Annotated in this window: 14 protein-coding genes; 6 read left to right on the forward strand and 8 right to left on the reverse strand. The window is 74.8% G+C overall.

What is annotated here, in order from left to right; all coding sequences use genetic code 11:
* Positions 1-504: 504 nt before the first annotated feature.
* Entirely contained in the window at positions 505-726 is a 222-nt protein-coding gene (locus Q5530_RS21020; protein ID WP_415364429.1) for an RNA-binding S4 domain-containing protein, read from the reverse strand.
* 120 nt (positions 727-846) lie between these two features.
* Here Q5530_RS21020 and Q5530_RS21025 point away from each other — a divergent pair, with 120 nt between their 5' ends.
* Positions 847-1,749, forward strand: a complete 903-nt coding sequence (locus Q5530_RS21025) for a DUF742 domain-containing protein (RefSeq protein WP_415364431.1) — start codon at positions 847-849, stop codon at positions 1,747-1,749.
* Here Q5530_RS21025 and mug read toward each other — a convergent pair.
* From mug to Q5530_RS21045, 4 genes are read right to left on the reverse strand one after another with little or no spacing between them, the layout of a single operon-like run.
* Entirely contained in the window at positions 1,726-2,235 is a 510-nt protein-coding gene (gene mug / locus Q5530_RS21030; protein ID WP_415364433.1) for a G/U mismatch-specific DNA glycosylase, read from the reverse strand. The genes Q5530_RS21025 and mug overlap by 24 nt on opposite strands.
* On the reverse strand, positions 2,232-4,034 hold the full coding sequence (locus Q5530_RS21035; protein ID WP_415364435.1) for a bifunctional metallophosphatase/5'-nucleotidase: 1,803 nt from the start codon (positions 4,032-4,034) through the stop codon (positions 2,232-2,234). The genes mug and Q5530_RS21035 overlap by 4 nt, the downstream gene beginning before the upstream one ends.
* A gap of 46 nt (positions 4,035-4,080) precedes the next feature.
* Positions 4,081-4,785 carry a copper resistance CopC family protein gene (locus tag Q5530_RS21040; protein WP_415364437.1) on the reverse strand — a complete coding sequence of 235 codons (705 nt, stop codon included), beginning with the start codon at positions 4,783-4,785 and terminating at the stop codon, positions 4,081-4,083.
* Between the two features lie 10 nt (positions 4,786-4,795).
* Positions 4,796-5,344, reverse strand: a complete 549-nt coding sequence (locus Q5530_RS21045; protein ID WP_415364438.1) for a hypothetical protein — start codon at positions 5,342-5,344, stop codon at positions 4,796-4,798.
* Positions 5,345-5,516: 172 nt separating this feature from the next.
* Here Q5530_RS21045 and Q5530_RS21050 point away from each other — a divergent pair, with 172 nt between their 5' ends.
* The 5 genes from Q5530_RS21050 (at position 5,517) to Q5530_RS21070 (ending at position 12,772) form a co-directional block, all read left to right on the forward strand.
* The gene (locus Q5530_RS21050) at positions 5,517-6,257 is read left to right on the forward strand and encodes a response regulator transcription factor (protein WP_415364440.1); all 741 of its coding nucleotides are present in this window, start codon (positions 5,517-5,519) and stop codon (positions 6,255-6,257) included.
* On the forward strand, positions 6,235-7,671 hold the full coding sequence (locus Q5530_RS21055; RefSeq protein WP_415364441.1) for a sensor histidine kinase: 1,437 nt from the start codon (positions 6,235-6,237) through the stop codon (positions 7,669-7,671). Before Q5530_RS21050 ends, Q5530_RS21055 begins: the two co-directional genes overlap by 23 nt.
* A 135-nt stretch (positions 7,672-7,806) precedes the next feature.
* Positions 7,807-9,654 (forward strand): ArnT family glycosyltransferase, encoded by a 1,848-nt coding sequence (locus Q5530_RS21060; protein ID WP_415364442.1) that lies wholly within the window; start codon positions 7,807-7,809, stop codon positions 9,652-9,654.
* A 38-nt stretch (positions 9,655-9,692) separates the two neighbouring features.
* Positions 9,693-10,961 (forward strand): glycosyltransferase, encoded by a 1,269-nt coding sequence (locus Q5530_RS21065; protein ID WP_415364443.1) that lies wholly within the window; start codon positions 9,693-9,695, stop codon positions 10,959-10,961.
* Positions 10,958-12,772 (forward strand): glycosyltransferase family 39 protein, encoded by a 1,815-nt coding sequence (locus tag Q5530_RS21070; RefSeq protein ID WP_415364445.1) that lies wholly within the window; start codon positions 10,958-10,960, stop codon positions 12,770-12,772. The genes Q5530_RS21065 and Q5530_RS21070 overlap by 4 nt, the downstream gene beginning before the upstream one ends.
* A 114-nt stretch (positions 12,773-12,886) precedes the next feature.
* On the opposite strand, the gene Q5530_RS21075 is transcribed toward Q5530_RS21070, so the two are convergent.
* From Q5530_RS21075 to aspS, 3 genes are all read right to left on the reverse strand, one after another.
* A complete protein-coding gene (locus Q5530_RS21075) occupies positions 12,887-14,086 on the reverse strand; it encodes a hypothetical protein (RefSeq protein WP_380637108.1) in 1,200 nt (399 codons plus the stop codon).
* Between the two features lie 113 nt (positions 14,087-14,199).
* A complete protein-coding gene (locus tag Q5530_RS21080; protein ID WP_415364446.1) occupies positions 14,200-15,141 on the reverse strand; it encodes a DUF389 domain-containing protein in 942 nt (313 codons plus the stop codon).
* Between the two features lie 4 nt (positions 15,142-15,145).
* Complete coding sequence (aspS, locus tag Q5530_RS21085) at positions 15,146-16,921, reverse strand: aspartate--tRNA ligase (protein WP_415364448.1); 1,776 nt, start codon at positions 16,919-16,921, stop codon at positions 15,146-15,148.
* Positions 16,922-17,005 lie beyond the last annotated feature (84 nt).

Consider the following 17,005-nt stretch of genomic DNA (forward strand, 5'->3'; position numbering starts at 1 on the left):
CAGGTCACCGCCCCCGGCGTGGCGGAAAAACCCGCGTCGGCACCGGGCGACAGGCGTCCGCAGTGGCCTTTGACGTGGCGGACCAGGACCATCGCTGCGCGCCCGCACCGCGTTACAGGGGTTCTCCCGGCACGGACCGGACCGGTGCGGAAAGTAGCGGAAAAAGGACTGGACGCGTCACCCGCGAACCCGCACCGCGGCGGACCGGGGTCACCCTTTCACAGAGTGGAAGCAGCTATTCGGCGCAACGGGACCGGCACTTCAGGTGACCGCCGTGAACCAATTCCGCCCACTCGGCCCGACAGGGGTGACCAACACCACTTCTCCCGAACAATCCCTGCTGTCCCGAACGCTCAACCCGGGGGTCCTGAACGTACGACACGGGTGTCGCGAACGTACGACTCGCGGACACCCCGGCGAGTCGTACGTCCAGGCCGGGCGAGTCGTACGTTCGCGACCCCCGAGTTGAGCGTTCGGGAGGGTGAGCGGTCGTTCACGGATGGGTCAGCGCGCGGTGACCAGGCGAGCCTTCTCGGGGCCCACGGCCACGACGTCGCCGTGCTTGAGCTGGGCGCCGCGGCGGGTCTCCGGGCGGCCGTTGACCGTCACCTCTTCGGCTTCGACCAGCTCACGGGCGTGGGCGCCGTTGTCCGCCAGGCCGGCCAGCTTGAGGAACTGGCCCAACCTGATCATGTCGTCGGAGATCTCCACCTCGCGGATCCGCACCGGCCCATCATCGCGCACGGGTGCACGTGCGGACGCACGGGCACCTGGTTAACGAGGATTGCACGGACTCGAAACACGATCGACATCAGCCGGACGCGCCGGCGTCTAGGTTCCCGGGATGTGAGCACAGGCAGGTCGGAGCCGGAGCCCACCGGCGGCGCGGAGCGCGGGCGCCGTCGGTCGCCGCGCGGCGAGATCGGCGCGACCGGCGCGCGGTTCGGCTCGCAGGCCCTCCGCCGCGGGTGGGAGGAACAACCACCCGAACAGCCGAAGCCGGTCAGGCGGCGCCGGTCCCTGCGCGGCGAGGTGGGCGCCACGGGTGCCCGGTTCGGCTCCGCCGCCCTGCGCCGCAGTCTGGAGGAGAAGGACGAGCCCGGGGAGCGCCGGCCGGAGCCTGCTGTCCGCGGAAAGGAAGGGGAGCGCCGTCCGGAACCTGCTGCCGGCAGAGCGGAGGCGGAGCGCCGGCTGGAACCCGCCGCCGGCGGGGCGGAGAGGGAGCGCCGCCCGGAACCTCCCGCCGGCGGGTCGGAGGCGGGGCGCCGGCCGAGACCTCCCGGCGGGTCGGAGGCGGAGCGGTGGGCGGGGACCGTCCCGTTGCCCGACCCCGGGAGCGACACGTGGCCGGTGGTGCCGGCCGGCCGCGCGCCCGAGCCCGAACCGGAGCCGGTGGTCGAGGAGTTCTCCGGGCCGCTGGTCCGCCCCTACGCGTGGACGGGCGGTCGCACGTCCGCCGCCTACGACCTGCGGCTGGAGACGCTGCTCTCGCTGGAGGGCGGCGGCATCACGACCGCCCTGCGCGACAGCACCTCCGAACAGCGCTCGATCGTCGAGATGTGCGCGACGGGACCGCGGTCGGTCGCGGAGGTCTCCGCGCTGCTGGCGGTGCCGCTGGGCGTGGCCCGGGTGCTCGTCGGCGACCTGATCGGCATGGGCGTGGTGGCGGCGCACCACAACGCCGCCGCGCCCGGCGGGCCCGACCTGACGCTGCTGGAACGGGTGTTAGCCGGTCTGCGCGACCTCTGACCGCAGCTCGCCGAACAACTCCGCCAGGTCGGCCAGCCGGTAGTGCGCGTTGAGCCCGCTCGGGTTCGGCAGCAGCCACAGCCGCGACGACGCGATGGGCTCGGGCTGCGGCCCCACCTTGGCCGCCTTGCGCCCGAACGCCGTCCGGTAGGCCGTCACGCCCACCACCGCCACGAACCTCGGCCGGTGCTCCCGCGCCACCTCGGTCAGCCGCTCGCCGCCCGCCCGCAGCTCCTCGGCGGTCAGCTCGTCGGCCCGCGCGCTCGGCCGCGCCACCAGGTTGGTGATGCCCAGCCCGAGGTCGAGCAGCTCGTCCTGCTCGGACGGGTCGAACCGGCGCGGGGTGAACCCGGACAGGTGCAGCGCGGGCCAGAACCGGTTGCCCGGCCGGGCGAAGTGCCGGCCCCGGGAGGCCGACATCAGACCGGGGTTGATCCCGCAGAACAGCACGTCCAACCCCGGCTTCAGCACGTCGGACAGCGTCACGCCACCACCACCGGGACACCGTCGACGACGAGCCGCCAGTCCGTGGAGGAGAACGCGGCCGGGTCGATCTCGCCGTGCTCCTGCACCCACTCGATGATCAGCTGCCGGATCTCCAGCTGCTGGTTGTGCAGCACCGGGGCGGTGGCCACGTGCGGGAAGTTGCCGCCGCCGGACTGCCGGTAGTTGTTCACCGCCACCGCGAACGCCCGGTCGGGCGCCACGGGCGCACCGTCGTAGGCCAGGCCCACCACCCGCTGCCCGACCGGTCGGGCCAGGTCGATGTCGTAGGTCAGCGGCGCGTCCAGGCCGGCGGCCACGTCGTAGAGGTAGTCGGGCGTGCCGTTGGCGTTGGTCAGCGCGTCGGGCTGGTGCGGCCCGGCCGTGCCCACCGCCTTGAAGTAGCCCGCCGAGCGCTCCAGGTAGTCCTTGAGCTGCGCGCCGGTGAGCCGCACGCCGAGCAGGGTGTTGTCGTAGACGTAGAGGCCGGCCACGTCGCGCACCGACACCTCGCCCGCCGGGATCGCCGCGGCCTTGTTGAACGGCGAGGCCAGCGACAGCACCGGCAGCGCCTCGGCCAGGCCCGCCTTGAGCGCCTCGCCCTGCACGCGGTTGACGAGGTCCAGCACGGCGGTGTCCTCGTACCGGGCGGTCGCGGCGGACATCGCGGCCCGGGACGTGCCGATCTTCGAGTTCACGTAGGCCACCACGCGCTCGTGGTCGTCGCGCAGCTTGCGGACGATCACCGGGTCCTCGGCCGAGGTGGTGGTGTCGAGCACCCGGGAGCGGGACGCGGTCGGCTGCCAGCCCCGCCGGGGCGTCCACTCCAGGTCGAACTCCATCACGCTGAGCCGCTTGCCCCAGAACAGGGGCTCGGTCAGCAGGACCTGCCGCCCGGTCTCCCGGTTGGTGACGAACCGCTGCGCGATCTCGGTGTGCGCGTGGCCGACCAGGATCGCGTCGATGCCGGGCACCTCCTCGGCGACCAGCGCCGAGCAGTTCTCCGGGAACGGCAGCAGGTCGCCCAGCGAGGAGGACAGGTCCGCGCCCGAGTGCGCGGCGACGACGACCAGGTCGGCCCCCGCGGCGCGGACCCTCGGCACCCAGTGGCGCGCCTGCTCCAGCACGCCCGGGAAGGTCATCTTCCCCTCGACGTGCGCCTTGTCCCAGATGGCGATGCCCGGGTTGGTCAGGCCGAGGACGCCCACCCGCAGCGGCGCGGAGCCGGTGCGCCACACGGTCTTGACCACGTAGGGGCGGAACGCGGGCCGGCCGGTGGCCGAGTCGACCGCGTTGGCGGCCAGCAGCGGGAAGTCGAGCTGCTTCTCGAACTCGCGCAGCAGGGGGATGCCGTAGTTGAACTCGTGGTTGCCCAGGGCCGCGGCGTCGTAGCCCAGCTCGTTCATGGCGGTGGCCATCGGGTGCGCCTTGCGGCGGCCGATGGGCTCCACCTTGGCGTAGTAGTAGGCCAGCGGGGTGCCCTGGATGGTGTCGCCCGCGTCGACGAGCAGGGTGCGGTGCGCGCCGCGCTCCCGGCGGATCGCCTTGACCAGGGTGGACAGCTTCGCCAGGCCGATGTCGTTGTGGGCGCTGTCGTCGAACTCGCGGTCGGCGAAGTAGTCCCAGTTGAAGACGTTGCCGTGCAGGTCGGTGGTGCCGAGCACGGTCAGCGTGAACCGGCGCGCGCCGGCGGTCCGGTCGTCCGGGGCGGCGTGCGCCGTCGAGTGGAAACCGGTCGCGGCGAGCACGGTCGCGGCACCGCCCGCGAGGAGGGCGCGGCGGTGCAGGGGGGATCCGGTCATGGGGTGACCGTAGCCATTGACGGTTGACCGCTCGACCGGAAAACCCTCAACCGGCGTCGTCGGCGCGGTCGGCGGTGGTCGCGGCCCCGTCGGTCGCCCCGGTGGGCGCCCCGTCGTCGGTCGCGGCGGAGCGGCGGCGGCCCAGCGCGACCGCCACGCCGACGGCCGCCAGCGCGACCGCGGCCAGCACCCACACCCACACCGGCACCCCGCCGTCGTCCTCCTCCGCGGCGGTGGCGGTGGCGACGGCGGAGGAGGTGGTGGCCGCCGTGGTCGCGGTGGTGGTGGTCGCCGCCGCGCTGCTGGTGGCGGCCTCCGTCGTGGTGACCGGAGGGGCCTCGGTGGGCGGGGTCCCGGCCTTGGTGGTCGGGGCCTGCCCGGTGGCCGGCGCGGGCAGGGTGAAGGTGATCACGCCGTCCACGAAGTCGCCGTCGAGGGACTCGACCCGCCAGGCCAGCGCGTGCTGCCCGGCGGGCGAGCCGCTCGCCTTCAGGGGCACGACCAGGCTGGAGCCCTGGGCGCTGATCTCGCCCAGCGGCCACGCCGCGCCGTCCGGGCCGGTCACGGTGATGCCGGCGCTCTCCGCGGGCACCGGCTCGCTGAACGTCAGCGTCAGCTGCTGGGGCCGCTGGGCCAGGGTCGCCCCGTCGGCCGGGTCGCTGGAGATCAGCTCGGTGTGGGCGAACGCCGGGGACGCGGCCCCGACCAGGGCCAGCACGGCCAGCAGCGCCGAGAGCGCCAGTCGCTTCATACCGGTAGTTCTACCGGGTCGGGGGCGTTCCCCGCCCGTCCGCCGGCGGCCGGTCGCCGGACTGCTGCCTGCCGCCGCCGTCGCCCCGCACGGCCTTGCCCTCCAGCACGGCGTCGGCGGTGGCGCCGGAGGCCACGACGGTGACGGTGTCGCCGGTGTCGATGTCGGCCAGGTCGCCCTGGCCGCCGTTGACCCGGGTGTCCTCGCCCACCCGGTAGGTGGTGGTGTAGCCGTCGGGGCTCTTGACCGTGATGGAGGCGTCGGAGACCTCGGTGACCTCGCCGTTCTGGAACTCGCCGTGCTGCGCGTCCCCGAACGGGCCGCCCATCACCACCAGGCCGCCGGGACCGCCCTTCACGCCGTAGCCGCGCGGTCCGCCCAGGCCCTGCCGGGCGGCCTCGGAGTTGCCGGCGGCGTAGATGACGCCACCGCCGGCCGCGGCGATGCCCACGGCGACGGCGATCGCGACGAGGGTCCTGCGGCCGTTCCAGCCGGGACCGGGGGCGGCCTGCGGTGGCGGCGGGTCACCCCAGGTCGGGTTCTCGGGTTCGGTGCTCATGGCGACCACGGTCGCGGGCCCGCCTGTGCGTGGGCTGTGCGGTCCTTGGGCGGCCGCTGTGCGTGGGTCGCTGCGCGTCGCCCGCCGTGTCTCGGCAGCCCCGGCGGCGGTTCACAGGTGGTACACAGGACCGGCACAGCAGGGGCTCAAGGGCCGCGCACACGATGGGAGCATGCGCTCAGTGTCCGCAGCAGGGCCGTCCCCTGAACTCCGCCGCCCGGACGGCAGACCCGTGCGCGTCCTGGTGGTGGACGACGAGTCCACCCTCGCCGAGCTGATGTCCATGGCGCTGCGGATGGAGCGGTGGGAGGTGCGCACCGCGCTGGACGGCACGTCCGCCGTGCGCGTGGCGCGCGAGTTCCACCCGGACGTGGTCGTGCTGGACGTCATGCTCCCCGACTTCGACGGCCTGGAGGTGCTGCGCCGGCTGCGCGCCGACGCGCCCGGCCTGCCGGTGCTGTTCCTGACCGCCAAGGACGCCGTGGAGGACCGCATCGCCGGGCTCACCGCGGGCGGCGACGACTACGTCACCAAGCCGTTCAGCCTGGAGGAGGTCGTGCTCAGGCTGCGCGGCCTGCTGCGCCGCACCGGCGTCACCGAGGCGACCGCGGGCACCGAGCTGGTGGTGGGCGACCTGGTGCTGGACGAGGAGACGCGCGAGGTGCGCCGCGGCGGCAGGTCGGTCGACCTGACCGCGACCGAGTTCGAGCTGCTGCGGTACCTGATGCGCAACCCCCGGCGGGTGCTGTCCAAGGCGCAGATCCTGGACCGGGTGTGGAGCTACGACTTCGGCGGCCAGGCCAACATCGTCGAGCTCTACATCTCCTACCTGCGCAAGAAGATCGACGCGGGCCGACCGCCGATGATCCACACCATGCGGGGCGCGGGCTATGTCCTCAAACCTGCGCCCTAGGGCGTGGTCGCTGCGCACGCGGCTGGTCGTGGGGCAGCTGGCCCTGCTCGCCGTGGTGTGCGCGGTCATCGGCGTGGTGAGCGGGTTCGCGCTGCGCGACTTCCTGACCGACAAGCTGGACGAGGAGCTCGGCCGCACCGCCGACCGCGTCACCCGCGCGCTGCCGCCACCGCCGGGCAAGCGCCCCGACGACCCGCTGACCGGCCCGGGGGTCGGCACCGGCACGCTGCTGGTCGTGCTCGACCCGGGCCGCGCGCCCGCGGGCGTGCGGCTCGACGACAGCGCCGAGGCCGAGGACCTGCCCGCCGAGGTGAGCGCGCTGGTGGCCTCGCGCACGGGCGGCGCGCCGCGCACCGTGGACCTGGGCGGGGACCTCGGCGAGTTCCGGGTGGTCGCCACCCCCACGCGGACGGGCGAGGTGGTGTTCACCGGCCTGTCGCTGGACGACGTGAACAGCACGGTGTGGCGGCTGGGCCTGATCCTGGGCGGGGTGTCGCTGGCCGGGCTGCTGGCGGTGAGCCTGGCCGGGACGTTCGTGGTGCGCCGCGCGCTGCGGCCGCTGGACCGGGTCGCCGACACCGCCGCCCGCGTGGCGGAGCTGCCGCTGCACCAGGGCGAGGTGGCGCTGGCCGAGCGGGTGCCAGAGCAGGACACCAACCCCGACACCGAGGTCGGCAAGGTCGCCCTGGCGCTGAACAGGATGCTCGGCCACGTCGGCGGCGCGCTGGAGGCCAGGCACGCCAGCGAGACGCGGGTCCGGCAGTTCGTCGCCGACGCGAGCCACGAGCTGCGCACGCCCCTGGCCGCGATCCGCGGGTACGCCGAGCTGACCCGCCGCAGCACCGACGAGGTGCCGCCGCAGGTCGGGCACGCCATGCGGCGGGTGGAGTCCGAGGCGGTGCGGATGACCTCGCTGGTGGAGGACCTGCTGCTGCTCGCCCGGCTGGACGCGGGCCGGCCGCTGGGCCGCGAGCCGGTCGACCTGTCGCGGCTGGTGGTGGACACCGCCGCCGACGCGCGGATCGCGGGCCCCGACCACGAGTGGCGGCTGCGGCTGCCGCCGGAGGCGGTGCTGGTCACCGGGGACGAGCACAAGCTGCACCAGGTGCTGGCGAACCTGCTGTCCAACGCCCGCGTGCACACCCCGCCCGGGACCACGGTGGTGACGTCGCTGTCCACCGGCGGCGGCGCGGTGGAGGTGGCGGTCACCGACGACGGGCCCGGCATCCCGGAGGAGGCGCAGGGCGAGGTGTTCGAGCGGTTCGCGCGCGGCGACACGTCCCGCTCGCGGGCGGCGGGCAGCACCGGGCTGGGGCTGTCGATCGTGGCCGCCGTGGTGGCGGCGCACGGGGGCGACGTGCGGGTGACGAGCCGGCCGGGCCGGACCACGTTCACGGTCCGGTTGCCGCGCTGACGCTGAGGCTGGCGCTGGCACTGGCACTGGCACTGCCGAAGGCGAAGGCGTTACCGACGCGGGCGACGCGACGCGCACAGCCGGTTCACAGCGCGGCCACAAGGACCACCCAGGCCGGCCGGACACGCTCGGCCCATGCGAGCGCGACTACCCCTGTTGCTGTTGTCGGCCGGGACGGCGGTGCTGTACCTGTGGCGCCTGGGCGATTCCGGGTGGGCCAACGCCTACTACTCCGCCGCCGCCCAGGCCGGGGCGGGGAGCTGGCACGCGTGGTTCTTCGGCGCCACCGACGCCGCGGGCGCCATCACCGTCGACAAGACGCCGGCGGCGACGTGGGTCATGGGCCTGTCGGCCCGGCTGTTCGGGGTCGACGCGTGGAGCATCCTGGTCCCCCAGGCGCTGATGGGCGTGGCGAGCGTGGCGCTCCTCCACGCCGCGGTGCGCCGCACGGCCGGTGAGGCGGCCGGGCTGATCGCGGGCGCGGTGCTGGCGCTGACGCCGGTCGCGGTGCTGATGTTCCGGTTCAACAACCCCGACGCGCTGCTGGTGCTGCTGCTCGTGGCCGGGGCGTACTGCGTGGTGCGGGCCACCGAGACCGCCTCGCCCCGGTGGCTGGTCCTGGCGGGCGCGGCGGTGGGCTTCGCGTTCCTGGCCAAGATGCTCCAGGCGTTCCTGGTGCTGCCCGCCTTCGGCCTGGTGTACCTGGCGTTCGCGCCCGCCGGACTCGGTCGGAAGGTCGGGCACCTGGTTGCCGCGCTGGGTGCGGTGGTGGTCGCGGGCGGCTGGTGGGTGCTGGCCGTCGAGCTGGTGCCCGCCGACTCACGGCCGCACATCGGCGGCTCGCAGGAGAACAGCGTGCTCGAACTCGCGCTGGGCTACAACGGTCTGGGCCGGCTGACCGGGGAGGAGGTCGGCAGCGTCGGCGGTGGTGGCGGTTGGGGCGCCACCGGGTGGAGCAGGCTGCTGGGCGCGGAGATGGGCGACCAGATCGCCTGGCTGCTGCCGACCGCGGTGGTGCTGCTCGTCGCGGGCTGGTGGGCGGCCGGGCGGGGCGGGGTCGGGCAGGGCCACGCCGGACAGGGCCACGCCGGGCGGGGGCCGACCGGGCGAGAGCAGGCCGAACGGGGCCGGGCCAAGCGGGTCGGGCTGGTGCTGTGGGGTGGCTGGCTCGTGGTCACCGCCGCGGTGTTCAGCTCGATGAACGGGATCATCCACGCCTACTACACGGTGGCCCTGGCGCCGGCCGTCGGCGGGCTGGTCGGGATCGGCGCGGTCGCCCTGTGGCGCGAGCGGCGGGAACCGGTCGCCGCGGCGGCGCTGTCGGGCGCGGCGGCCGTGTCGGCGCTCCAGTGCTACCTCCTGCTGCTGGACTGGTCCGCGCTGCTCGCCTCGGTGGTGCTGGTGCTCGGCCTGCCGGCCGCGGTGGGCCTGTTCCTGGCCGCGGTCGCGCCCGCCGCGGTGGTCGTGCCGGTCGCGCTGGTCGCCGCGCTGCTCGGGCCCGGCGCCTACTCGGTGGCCACGGCCGCCACCCCGCACTCCGGCGCGATCCCCAGCGCGGGCCCGGACCGGACCGGCGGCGGGGCGTTCCTCTCGCGCGTCGGCGGCAAGAACGGGCCCGGTGGCCTGTTGAACGCCAGTGAGCCCGGCGAGGAACTGGTGGCGCTGCTGCGCGACAGCGACGGCTCCACGTGGGCCGCGGCGGCGGTGGGGTCCAACAACGCGGCCGGGTTCCAGCTCGGCAGCGGGAGGCCGGTGATGGCCGTCGGCGGGTTCAACGGCACCGATCCCGCGCCGACGCCGGAGGAGTTCCGGCGGCTCGTGGCCGAGGGTCGGGTCCACTACTTCCTCGGCGGCGCGGGGATGCCCGCCGAGAGCGGCAGCGACGCGTCCGAGCGGATCGCCGAGTGGGTCGAGGAGAACTTCACCGCCACCACCGTGGACGGCGTGGCCGTCTACGACCTCACAGCCGGGGCACAGGCATGACACACGAAGCGCCCAGCCCGTCCCGCGACGGTGGGCCCATGACACCCGCGACGTTCCCGACGACCACGGTCCTCGACGTGGTGGTCCCCGTGCACGACGAGGAACGCGACCTCGCGCCGTGCGTGCGCAGGCTGCACGCCGACCTCGTCCGCGGCTTCCCCTACACCTTCCGGATCACCATCGCGGACAACGCGAGCACCGACCGGACCGCCGAGGTCGCCGACGCGCTGGCCCGCGAACTGCCCGGCGTGACGGCCGTGCACCTGCCGCACAAGGGCCGGGGCCGCGCGCTCAAGGCCGTCTGGTCCACTTCGGACGCCGCGGTGCTGGCCTACATGGACGTCGACCTGTCCACCGACCTGGCCGCGCTGGCGCCGCTGGTGGCGGCGCTGGTCTCCGGTCACTCCGACCTGGCGATCGGCAGCCGGCTCGCCCGCGGCGCGCGGGTCGTGCGCGGGCCCAAGCGGGAGTTCATCTCCCGCTGCTACAACCTGATCCTGCGCGGCACGCTCGCCGCCCGGTTCACCGACGCCCAGTGCGGGTTCAAGGCCATCCGCGCCGACGTGGCGCGCCGGCTGCTGCCGCACGTGGAGGACACCGGCTGGTTCTTCGACACCGAGCTGCTGGTGCTGGCCGAACGCGCGGGCGCGCGCATCCACGAGGTCCCGGTGGACTGGGTCGACGACCCCGACAGCCGGGTGGACATCGTCCCCACCGCGGTGGCCGACCTGCGGGGCGTGGCCCGGGTGATGCGCGGCCTGGCGACCGGGCGCATCCCCGTCGGCGAGCTGAGCGCCCAGCTGGGCAGGCGACCGCTGGAGCCGCACGCGCCCGGCGTGCCCGCGGGGCTGGTGCGGCAGTTGGTGCGGTTCAGCGCGATCGGCGTGGTCAGCACCCTGGCCTACCTGCTGCTGTTCGTGCTGCTGCGCGGCGGGGTGGGCGCGCAGGGCGCGAACCTGGTGGCGCTGCTGGTCACCGCGATCGGCAACACCGCGGCGAACCGCCGGTTCACCTTCGGCGTACGCGGGAGGGGGCACGCGGGGCGGCACCAGGTCGAGGGGCTGCTCGTCCTCGCCCTGGGCCTCGGGCTGACCAGCGGCGCGCTCGCGCTGGCGCACCGGGTCGCCCCGCCCGGCGGTCACGCCGAGCTGGCCGCCGTCGTGGGCGCCAACCTGCCGGCCACCGTGCTGCGGTTCCTCCTGCTGCGCAACTGGGTCTTCCGCCCGCGCCCGCCCGCCGGGACCACCCCGCTCACCGGGACCACCGAGGCCGTTCCCGACACCCGAACCCTGGAGACCACCCGATGACCGCGACCCTGAGCGCACCCGCCCCGGCGGCGCACGACGCGCCGACCCCGAACCGGGGCTGGACCACCCCCGCGCTGGTCGTGCTGCTGGCCGGCACCGCGGTGCTGTACCTGTGGGACCTCACCGCCTCCGGCTGGGGCAACAGCTACTACTCCGCCGCCACCCAGGCCGGCGCGCGGAGCTGGACCGCCTGGCTGTTCGGCGGCTCGGACGCGGGCGGCGTGATCACCGTCGACAAACCGCCGGCCGCGCTGTGGGTCAGCGGGCTGTTCGCGCGGGCCTTCGGCTTCTCCAGCTGGACCGCGCTCGCGCCGCAGGCGATCGAGGGTGTGCTGGCGGTGTGGCTGCTGCACGCCACCGTGAAGCGGACCTCCGGCCCGGTCGCCGGGCTGCTGGCGGGCGCGGCGCTCGCGGTGACCCCGGTGGCCGTGCTGGTGTTCCGGTTCAACCTGCCCGACGCGCTGCTGGTGCTGCTCCTGGTCGCCGGGGCCTACTGCACGGTGCGGGCGCTGGAGGCGGCCTCCGGTCGGTGGCTGGCGCTGGCCGGCGTGGCGGTCGGGTTCGCGTTCCTGGCCAAGATGGGACAGGCGCTGCTGGTGCTGCCCGCGTTCACCGCGGCCTACCTGCTGGCCGCGCCGACCTCCCCGGGCCGGAGGTTCCTGCACCTGCTGGGCGCGGGACTCGCGGTGGTCGGGTCGGCGGGCTGGTTCGTCCTGCTGGTCGAGCTGTGGCCGGCGGGGTCGCGCCCCTACATCGGCGGCTCGTCCAACGACTCGCTGTGGGAGCTGGCGCTGGGCTACAACGGCCTGGGCCGCGTCTTCGGCGGCGGTGGTGCGGGCGGCGTGGGCGGTGGCATGGGCAACGGCAACATCGGCTTCGGCGGCAGCACCGGCGCCGACCGGCTGTTCGGGGCGAGCATGGGCGGGGAGATCTCGTGGCTGCTGCCCGCCGCGCTGATCGGGCTGGTGGCCGGGCTGTGGTTCACCCGCCGCGCGCCGCGCACCGACCGCACCCGCGCCGCGCTGGTGTTGTGGGGCCTGTGGGTGCTGGTCAACGGGGTCGTGTTCAGCTTCATGAGCGGCATCACCCACCCGTACTACACGGTCGCCGTGGCGCCGGGCGTCGCCGCGCTCGTCGCCATCGCCGGGCGCGAGCTGTGGCGGGGTCGTCGGCACCTGCCGGCGCGCGTGGCGCTCGCGCTCGTGGTGGCCGCCGCCGGGTTCTGGGGCTTCGCGCTGCTCGCCCGCCACCCCGACTGGGCGCCCGCCCTCCGCTGGGTGGTGCTCGCGCTGACCGTGCCGGTGGCCACGGCGGTCGTGATGGGCGTGCGCCGGGTCGCGGCCCTCGCCGCGCTCACCGCGGTGCTGTCCTCGGCCGCGTTCGGGTTCGCCACCGCCGCCACCCCGCACAGCGGGTCCATCCCCCTGTCCGGGCCCGCGGCGTACGCGGGGCCGGGCGGCGGTCCCGGCGGGGGTGACGAGATCGCCGGCGGGGCCTCCGCCGAGCTGGTCGACCTGCTCAAGGGCACCGACCGCACGTGGGCCGCCGCCACGCTCAGCGCGCAGAGCGCCGCGGGGCTGGCCCTGGCCTCCGGCAGGTCGGTCATCGGCATCGGCGGCTGGAGCGGCGGCGACCCCGCGCCCACGCTGGAGGAGTTCCGGCGCTACGTCGCCGAGGGGCGGATCGGCTACTTCGTCGCCGATGGGCCTGGCCCGGGTGGCCGGGGTGGGGGCGGGGAGATCTCCGAGTGGGTGGCGGCCAACTTCGAGGCGGTCGACGTGGGCGGGTCTACGGTCTACCCGCTGGGTTAGCCGTCGCGGGGCGGAGCCGGCTGGCCGGCGGCCGGGTTGGTTGGCGGCCGGCGGCCGGGCTGGTTGGCCGGGCGGGCTGGCGGCTGGCGGGCAGGCGGGCAGGCGGGCGGAACGCTAGCGGAACGCCGGGTACAGCGGCAGCTCCACGACCGCCGCCCCGTACCGCGAGACCAGCGCCGAGACCACGTCATCGGCGTGCGCCGCCACGTGCTTGACCCCCAGCGCGAGCGCGTCGGCCCGCAGCCGCACCCACCGCGCCACCAGCACCTGACCGCGCGGAGGCGAGTCCAGGGGCCGGTGGCCCGAGGGCAGCGCCGCGCCCAGGCCGGGCAGGGCGCGCCACGTGCCCAGCCACACCCACAGCAGCTGCGCCTCCAGCAGCCGGGGCAGGAAGACCGCGTCGTCGTCCAGGTCCGGCCACACCGACGACACCTCGGCCCGCCACGCCGCGACCATCGCCTCCGACATGCCCGCGGGCAGGCCGTAGGCGCACCAGCACGACGGGAACGGCACCCGCAGGCACGCGGCGTCGAACACGACGTCCCGCACGCAGCCGCCCTCGAAGTCCAGGAAGCGCACGCCCCGGCTGGTCACCAGGTGGTTGTCCGGGCAGGAGGTGGACGGGCTGAACGCCCGCCTGCGGGACGTGGCGAACCCGCGCACGGCCTGGTCGGAGAACTCCCGCACCGGCTCCGGCGTGGACACCCCCAGCGACCCGGCGAGCAGGTCGGGCAGGCCGGCCAGCGCCGCGTGCACGTCCACCGCGATGGGGTCGGCGCAGCACTGGCTGCCCTGGCGGCGCATCAGCGCGTCGAAGTCGGCGTCGCGCCCGGCGGTCGCCGCGTGCAGCCGGCCCATGGCGTGCGCCCAGGCCAGCAGGCCCCGCTCGGCGGTCCGCGCGTCCGAGCCGAGCAGCTTCTCCGCCAGCCGGGGCGCCTTGCCCAGGTCCTCCAGCACGACGAGCCGCTTGGCGTTGTCCTGCGCCACCAGCTCCGGGGTCAGCCGGTCCTCGCCGGGCAGCGCGGTGAGCAGCTTGTGGCTCACCACCTCGTGCGCGAACGGGTCGCGGTCGGCCACCGGCGAGGGGTAGCGCTTGAGCACCAGCGTGCGGGGCAGCGAGAACGGGGTGCGCGTCACGCGGACGCGCGCCACCACGGACCGGCCCGCTCCCCCGAGGTCCTCCGGGTCGGCCAGCCGGACCGGCGCTCCGAACCTCCCGCTCAACACGGACTCCGCCGCCTTCACCGCGTCGTCCAGCTCGGAGGGGGCAGCGTCGTCGATGTCCTGGGGGCCGGCGGTGATGTCCAAGCTCATTGCCTCCGACCCTACCCCCGGTGGCGACCGACGTGACAGAACCCGTCCGGGCACCGTGACGGTAGTGCTCACCCGGCACCCGGTGCCACCTTTTGGCCGGATTGGCGCGCCGATCAGCCGGTCGACAGCGGTCTGCCCACGTCACGGGGCCGGCGACGCCGGTTGCGCACCGCCAGGACCAGCGCCGCGGCCACCACGACGCCCACCAGGTTCACCGCCAGCTGCGTGATCGAACGGAGGCATATGTCCCACTCCCCGAGAACGGCGGCGACCGCGGCGTAGCCCGCCGCGGGCACGGTGGTGACCGAAATGAACACCCCGACGAGCGCCGCCGACTTGGCCGACGTCATCGACAGCATCCCGGCCGCGCCCGCCAGCAGGGCCACGATCAAGGAGAACGGGCCGACCTCGAACACGAAGTCCACCTGGTGCCCGGCCAGCGCCAGGTCCCGGTCGAACAGGTCGGTGTAGGAGCCGAGCCACGCGCCGACCGCGGTGATCAGCATCGCCAGCGGGAACCCGAGGGCGAGCGCGGCGCCGGCCCGGCGCACCAGGTCCCAGCGCCGCAGCACCAGGCCGACCGCGATGGCGGCCAGCGGCCCGAACTCCGGGCCCACCACCATCGCGCCGACCAGGGTGACCGGGGAGTCGGTGACCACCGCGACCGCCGTGAGCAGGCACGCGATGGTCAGGAACGCCTGGAAGGTGGCGTTGAGCCGGGACTCCTCGCCGGTGCGGGCGATCAGCTCCTCCCACACCACGGCGTCCGCGCCGTCGCCCGGCACGGACGCCTCGGCGCGGTCGGCCGCGTCGGACAGCGCCGTGTCGATGACCTCCAGCGTGACCCCGCCGTCGCGGTCCAGGCCGAGCGCGCACAGGGAGGCCACCACCTCGTCGGTGGCCTCCCGCGCGACGTCGGCCTCGACCACGTCGCCCGCGGGGCGGACCGCGGCGCCGCGCAACAGCACCAGGTGCGTCACGCCGGGGTGCTCCCGGAGCAGGTCGAGCACCCGGTCGGTGCGGTCGACCGGGCTCACGGCCCGCAGGTGCAGCACGGTCTTACTGCTGCTTGTCCGCCGCGGGCTTGGCGTCCACGCCCGCCTCCTTGCGCTGCTGCGCGGTGATCGGCGCGGGCGCCGCGGTCAGCGGGTCGTAGCCGCCGCCGCTCTTGGGGAACGCGATGACCTCGCGGATCGAGTCGTAGCCGCCGATCAGCATGGCGATGCGGTCCCAGCCGAACGCGATGCCGCCGTGCGGCGGGGCGCCGTACTTGAAGGCGTCGAGCAGGAAGCCGAACTTCTCCTGCGCCTCCTCGGGGCCGATGCCCATGATCCCGAAGACCTTCTGCTGCACGTCGGCGCGGTGGATCCGGATCGAGCCGCCGCCGATCTCGTTGCCGTTGCAGACGATGTCGTAGGCGTAGGCCAGGGCGCTGCCCGGCTCCTCCTCCAGCCGGTCGGCCCACTCCGGGGTCGGGGAGGTGAACGCGTGGTGCAGGGCGGTCCACTTGCCGCTGCCGACCGCGACGTCGTCGCTCTTGTCGGCGGCCTCGAACATCGGGAAGTCGACGACCCAGACGAACGACCAGGCGCCTTCCTCGATGAGGCCGACCCGGTGGGCGATCTCCACCCGGGCCGCGCCGAGCAGGGCGCGCGCGCCGTCCGGGTCGCCCGCGGCGAAGAACACGCAGTCGCCGGGGTTCGCGCCCACGGCCTTGGCCAGGCCGTCGCGCTCGGCGTCGGAGAGGTTCTTGGCGACCGGGCCGCCGAGCGTGCCGTCCTCGCCGACCAGCACGTAGGCCAGGCCCCGGTGGCCGCGCTGCTTGGCCCACTCCTGCCAGGCGTCGAGGGTGCGGCGCGGCTGGGAGGCTCCGCCGGGCATGACGACCGCGCCCACGTACTGGGCCTGGAACACCCGGAAGGGGGTGTCCTTGAAGTACTCGGTCAGCTCGGTCAGCTCCAGGCCGAAGCGCAGGTCGGGCTTGTCCGAGCCGTACTTGGCCATGGCCTCGGCGTAGCTGATCCGGCGGATCGGCAGGCTGACCTCGTACCCGGCCAGGTCCTTCCACAGCGCGCGGATGATCTTCTCCGACAGGGCGATCACGTCGTCCTGCTCGACGAAGCTCATCTCGATGTCGAGCTGGGTGAACTCCGGCTGCCGGTCGGCGCGGAAGTCCTCGTCCCGGTAGCAGCGGGCGATCTGGTAGTAGCGCTCCAGGCCGCCGACCATCAGCAGCTGCTTGAACAGCTGCGGCGACTGCGGCAGCGCGTACCAGGAGCCGGGGCGCAGGCGGGCGGGCACCAGGAAGTCGCGGGCGCCCTCGGGGGTGGAGCGGGTCAGCGTCGGGGTCTCGACCTCGACGAAGTCCTCCGCGTGCAGCACCTCGCGGGCGATCCGGTTGGCCTCGCTGCGCAGGCGGACCGCCTTGGCCGGGCCGCTGCGGCGCAGGTCCAGGTAGCGGTGCCGGAGGCGGGCCTCCTCGCCGACCTCCAGGTGGTCGTCGAGCTGGAACGGCAGCGGGGCCGCCTCGTTGAGCACCTCCAGGGAGGAGGCGTAGACCTCGACCTGACCGGTGGGCAGGTCGGGGTTCTCGCTGCCCTCGGGGCGGCGCGACACCTCGCCGACGACCTTGACCACGAACTCCGAGCGGAGGCGGTGGGCGCGCTCGGCCATCTCGCCCTCGCGGAACACCACCTGGGCCACGCCGGAGGCGTCCCGCAGGTCGATGAAGATGACACCGCCGTGATCGCGCCTGCGGGCCACCCACCCGGTCAGGGTGACGGACTGCCCGGCGTGCTCGGCGCGGAGCTTCCCGGCCTCGTGCGTGCGCATCACGGGTACAGCTCTCCTCGGGGTAGCTCAACTGACGGTCGGTCGTCAAGGCTAGCCAACGGCCCCGTGGCCGGCGCCACCAGGTTT

This window comes from Saccharothrix sp. BKS2 (assembly GCF_047689505.1).
GTDB lineage: Bacteria > Actinomycetota > Actinomycetes > Mycobacteriales > Pseudonocardiaceae > Actinosynnema > Actinosynnema lopnurensis.

Excerpts from the sequence above, each read along its gene's own strand:
- Q5530_RS21035 (WP_415364435.1), bottom strand. The coding sequence starts at position 4,034 with ATGACCGGATCCCCCCTGCACCGCCGCGCCCTCCTCGCGGGCGGTGCC.
- Q5530_RS21040 (WP_415364437.1), bottom strand. The coding sequence starts at position 4,785 with ATGAAGCGACTGGCGCTCTCGGCGCTGCTGGCCGTGCTGGCCCTGGTC.
- Q5530_RS21045 (WP_415364438.1), bottom strand. The coding sequence starts at position 5,344 with ATGAGCACCGAACCCGAGAACCCGACCTGGGGTGACCCGCCGCCACCG.
- Q5530_RS21050 (WP_415364440.1), top strand. The coding sequence starts at position 5,517 with ATGCGCTCAGTGTCCGCAGCAGGGCCGTCCCCTGAACTCCGCCGCCCG.
- Q5530_RS21055 (WP_415364441.1), top strand. The coding sequence starts at position 6,235 with ATGTCCTCAAACCTGCGCCCTAGGGCGTGGTCGCTGCGCACGCGGCTG.
- Q5530_RS21060 (WP_415364442.1), top strand. The coding sequence starts at position 7,807 with ATGCGAGCGCGACTACCCCTGTTGCTGTTGTCGGCCGGGACGGCGGTG.
- Q5530_RS21065 (WP_415364443.1), top strand. The coding sequence starts at position 9,693 with ATGACACCCGCGACGTTCCCGACGACCACGGTCCTCGACGTGGTGGTC.
- Q5530_RS21070 (WP_415364445.1), top strand. The coding sequence starts at position 10,958 with ATGACCGCGACCCTGAGCGCACCCGCCCCGGCGGCGCACGACGCGCCG.
- Q5530_RS21075 (WP_380637108.1), bottom strand. The coding sequence starts at position 14,086 with ATGAGCTTGGACATCACCGCCGGCCCCCAGGACATCGACGACGCTGCC.